Annotated in this window: 2 protein-coding genes; both read right to left on the minus strand. The window is 62.8% G+C overall.

The annotated features are described in order from the left end of the window. Window positions 1–3,688: carbohydrate binding domain-containing protein (locus tag WMO66_RS02555; RefSeq protein WP_349134844.1), on the minus strand; the 3,688-nt coding region annotated here is incomplete at its 3' end. A 28-nt stretch (window positions 3,689–3,716) separates the two neighbouring features. Beyond that, entirely contained in the window at window positions 3,717–4,106 is a 390-nt protein-coding gene (locus tag WMO66_RS02560; RefSeq protein ID WP_349134845.1) for a barstar family protein, read from the minus strand. Window positions 4,107–4,174 lie beyond the last annotated feature (68 nt).

The raw sequence follows: 4,174 nt of genomic DNA on the forward strand, positions 1-4,174 counted from the left end.
CGGCGCACTGCCAGTCGGCGGTGGCCCAGCTGAACGGGACGCTCTGCCGCTCGGGCTCGCTCACACCCACATAGAAGATCTCTGCGATCAGGCCGAAGTAGCGCGTGCCGCCGTCAAATTCCAAAGCGGCGTTCGGGGCGGCGTAGTCCGCCTGCGCCCAGCCGGAGAGCAGGAACGTCGTATCCGAGGAGCAGTTCAGCGCGACGGGCTGGCTGACATGGAGGATGCCATTGTAGCTGCCCTGCATGGTCATGGCCTTCGCGCCGAATTTGGTTTCCGCAGCCGCGGCGGAACCGCCCTGCAGGTTCCAGCCCGCATCGCCGAATTCGAACGAGGCGTTCTGCAGGAGGTTATAGGTGGAGGCGGCCTCCGCCTGCTCCAGCTGGAGGTCGTCGAGGTAGGCCGTGCCCGTGCAGCCGCTCATGCGGAAGGCGATGCGGCAGGACGCCGCCGGGGCCGTGAACGTGGCGGTCACGCGCTGCCAGCCGTTTTCGATGGCGGCGGACGGGCGGGCATCCGTCAGCAGGACGGTCTGCTCCGCGCCTCCGCCCTGCACGACGGCCTCCAGCCGCGCGCCGCTGCTCCAGCGCAGGTGGGAGCTGGCGGAGAAGTAGCCCGAGAGGGTGTAGGTCTCCCCGGCGGTGAGCGTTACGGGGCGGGAGATGGCGGCTGCATCGCCGCTGCCTGCGCCGTCCGGGAGGTAGAGATTCAGGCCGCCCGTGCCGTGACGGCGGTTTTCGTCGTTCGTGATCGTCGTGCGGGCCGCTGCGGAGCCGCTGCCGGTCGAGGCGTTCGTCCAGCCGTCCTCCGATTCCAGCCCGCCGTCCCGCAGGAGGTTTTCCGCCGTCATGCCCGTCGAACCGACGCTCGTCAGGCGGTTATTCTGCTTGCTGCGCTCTACGGTGTCCGTATAGGAAGCGGCGGAGCTGCCGAGGATGCGCGTGATATCCGTATTGGTGGTATAGGTGGAGACGGTGCGGCCCCAGTTGTCGAAGACGACCTCAAGGCGGATGTCGTCCTCCGTGCCCGCCTGCCGGTCCGCGCCGAACGCGCGGTAGCTCGAGCGGTTTTTGCCGTTCCAGCACTTGACCGTGTCGCCGGGCACATGCGTTCCGCCGTCGAGGGTGAATTCATAGAACTGGTCAATGGTGCCGTCCGTGTGGTAGGTATACCAGATGCCGTAATTGGCCTCGCCGTCGTGCGCGCCGTTCAGGCCGGTCGTATCGTAGGTGTAGTTCAGCTTTGTGCCGTCCGGGCAGAGGAGGTAATCGAGCTGGCGGACGCCCGCGGTGTTGTCGTAATGGAACTTTGTCTCCTTCCCGGCCTCGTCGCCGACGCGGAGGAGCCTGCCATCCGCGTCGTAGATCAGCTTGGCGAGGTATTCGACCGAAGCGTCCTTGTTCTGGCGGCAGATGCGGGTCAGGCGGTTAAAGACCTCGTTTGTCGGGCGCCAGCTTTTGCCGTCCGGGGTGTCGAAGTTGATGCCGTTATAACAATAATAAATGCCGTTGCCGTAGGCATCCTTTGTATAGGTCAGGATGCCGTCGCGGAAGAAGGTCTCGTTTCCGTTGTCGTCCGTTATGGTGAAGTTCGTGTGGCCGGTGTCGCTGTCCGGGTTCGCCTGGCACGTCATCTTCAGGCCGAGGCCGTCCTCGTCCCGGAAGACGCCGTCCGTTTCGGCTCCGCCGCCTCCCTCCTTGGAGAAATAGTGCTGCGTGCCGTCGGCGTCCGTGTAGACCCAGTAGAGGGTCTGCGCGTCGTCCGAGCCGATGCGGACGGACTGGACGCACTGCTGCGCGGAGAGCTTCCAGCCGGAGCCGAGCAGCATATTGCGGTAGTCGCGCGTATAGTCGGGCGGCTCGTTGGCGTTTTCTTTCTGCTGCACGCCGAAGGACTCCCGGCTGAGGCCGGAGTTGTACACGAGCGACAGCCCGAAGGGCATCACGCTGCTATCCGACGAGAGCAGCGGCACGACGAAGGTCAGGCGCTGCATGTGGTCCGAGATATAGCCGGTACCGGCACGGCCCGCACTCTGGGTCTGGTAGGTGTAGTAGCTCTCCAGGCCGAAGTCGTTGCGGTAGGTCACCGTGAGATACGACGCACCCGTCTGGAACGAGGAGACGATGCGCTTGCTCGCGCTGCAGTCCGAGCGCAGCAGGATCGCATGGCATTTCCCGCCGCTGTACCAGCTGCGGGCCGCGCGGGTGATATCCAGCGAGCGGTAGCCGTTCGTACTGGTCAGGCGGATGAAATCCTCCGTCGCGGTTTTATAATGATTCGTTCCGTTTGCATAAATTTTATTCCACGTCAGGGTCTTGATCCAGTCGCTGTACTTCTGGCTTCCCGTCTTGTCAATTGTCAGCTGGTGGGCGTACAGGTACTGGAAATCGTCGGAAGAAACGTTGCTGAAGCCGGACTGTAATGCATGGATGGCAGCCGCCGTGACCATGCTGCCGGAGGGCAGTTCAGGCAGCTTGTCGACCGCCGCGATGGCCTGATATTCGCCGCTGCCGTTATGCTGGGTATAGCCGACCCGCACCGTGCTTTCGGGGAAGCTGGTGTCCGGCCTACCGGAGAAGACATAGGCCCACGAGAGGGAGCCGGACTGCGAAATCTTGACGATCGTCGGGTCGATGGCGACCGGGAACTGCGCCTCTTCCTCGATCCACGCGGCGTCCGCATCGACGAGCAGGCGGTAGCTGCCGCGGTCCAGCTCCTCGAGGGTGTAGCGCACGGCGTCGGAGTACGTCCCCCCGGCGTCGAGCATGTAGGGCGCGGGAATCGCGTAAACGGGCGATCCGGCCTCATCGAGCAGGAGGACAGAGCCGTCTTCCTGCATTTCTGCGGTCAGATCGCCCGTTTGCAGCACGAAAGAAAAGAGATAGCTGGCCTGCGCTTTATTGACTAGGATCGTCTCTTTGATCGTTTCGCCGTAGAGCGTGTATGCAAGGTCAACGCCGTCGTAAACGTCCGGGTAAAGCAGCGAAGAGCTGAGCTTTTCCGGGACAAACGGGTCATCTGAGCGCAGAGAAAAAGGCTCCTGCACAACGGCCTCTGCCGCGTGGTAGGAGCGCGCCGGACCGGCAGGCTCCGGCTCGGCCGCCGCCCCGGTTTCAACCATCATTTCAGCAGCAGGTTCCTCTTCCGACGCCGCCGTTTCGGTCTCTTCTGCCGGTTCTTCCGCTGTTTCTTCTGTCACCTCAGGAAGAGCGACGGCCTCTGTCGGCTCCGGAGCTGCCAGTGTTGCATCGTGACTGGGCAGGGCGTCCGAATCGCCGTCCAGAAAGAGCTGCACCCGGTGCTCGTCCGCGTCCGCCGTGAAGACGGCGTCTCCGTTCAGGCTGGCTGCGAAGGCGACGCTTCCGTCCTCCACCGCGTAGGTCTGCCCGACCGGCTCGAGCGTGTTGTCGATGTCCTGCCACCGGCCGTCCGCGTCCTGATGATGGACCGGCACGTCATACTGCACCGCGACATAGCTTCCGTCCCCCATACGGAAGTGCTTGACGCGCTCACTGCGCAGCGAGGCCTCTTCGAACGCGACTTCAGCCGGCTCCTCGACCGTCCCCTCGACGGTATGCTCCAAATCTTCGGAAGGAGAAACCGCAGACCCCACCGCAGGCAGCAGCTCGACGCAGAGCACCACCGCCAGCAGGAGAGAAAGCAGACGGGTCCAAAGGCTCTTTTTCATAATAGTGATCTCCTCTCTTTCTGTATCATCATTCAAACAGATTCAGTACGCAGTCAAACGGGATCTGCCTTTCCCGCCAGAAGGACGCGGCGGCCGCGATAGAGCGCTGCAGGGCATTCACATGAGCCATGTGGTCCTCCTCCTGCGTGAACAGCTTTTCCGGCTGGCTTATGACCCACAGCAGCTGCGAAAAGGACAGCCATTCCAGGTCGCGGAAGCATGCGTCCAGCGACTCCCAGCTCCAGGAAAAGGTGTAAGGGAACCGGAATGCACTCGAAACCTCCTGGAAAAAGCCCGTCAGCGTCCGCGAGAATTCCCCGCGGACGTACCCGACATATGCCCCGCGGTGTTCCGCGCAGAGCATCATCTCGTACAGCATGCGCTTCGTCTGATGGGTGGCCCGAAAAGGTGCATCCATGTGTCGTTTCTCCTCTCGTCTTCGGTTTGGGTGGCCCTGCTAAAGACGAAAGTTTCATCTTTAGCAGG

This window comes from Faecousia intestinalis (genome assembly GCF_040096185.1).
Taxonomy (GTDB): Bacteria; Bacillota; Clostridia; order Oscillospirales; family Oscillospiraceae; genus JAZOXB01.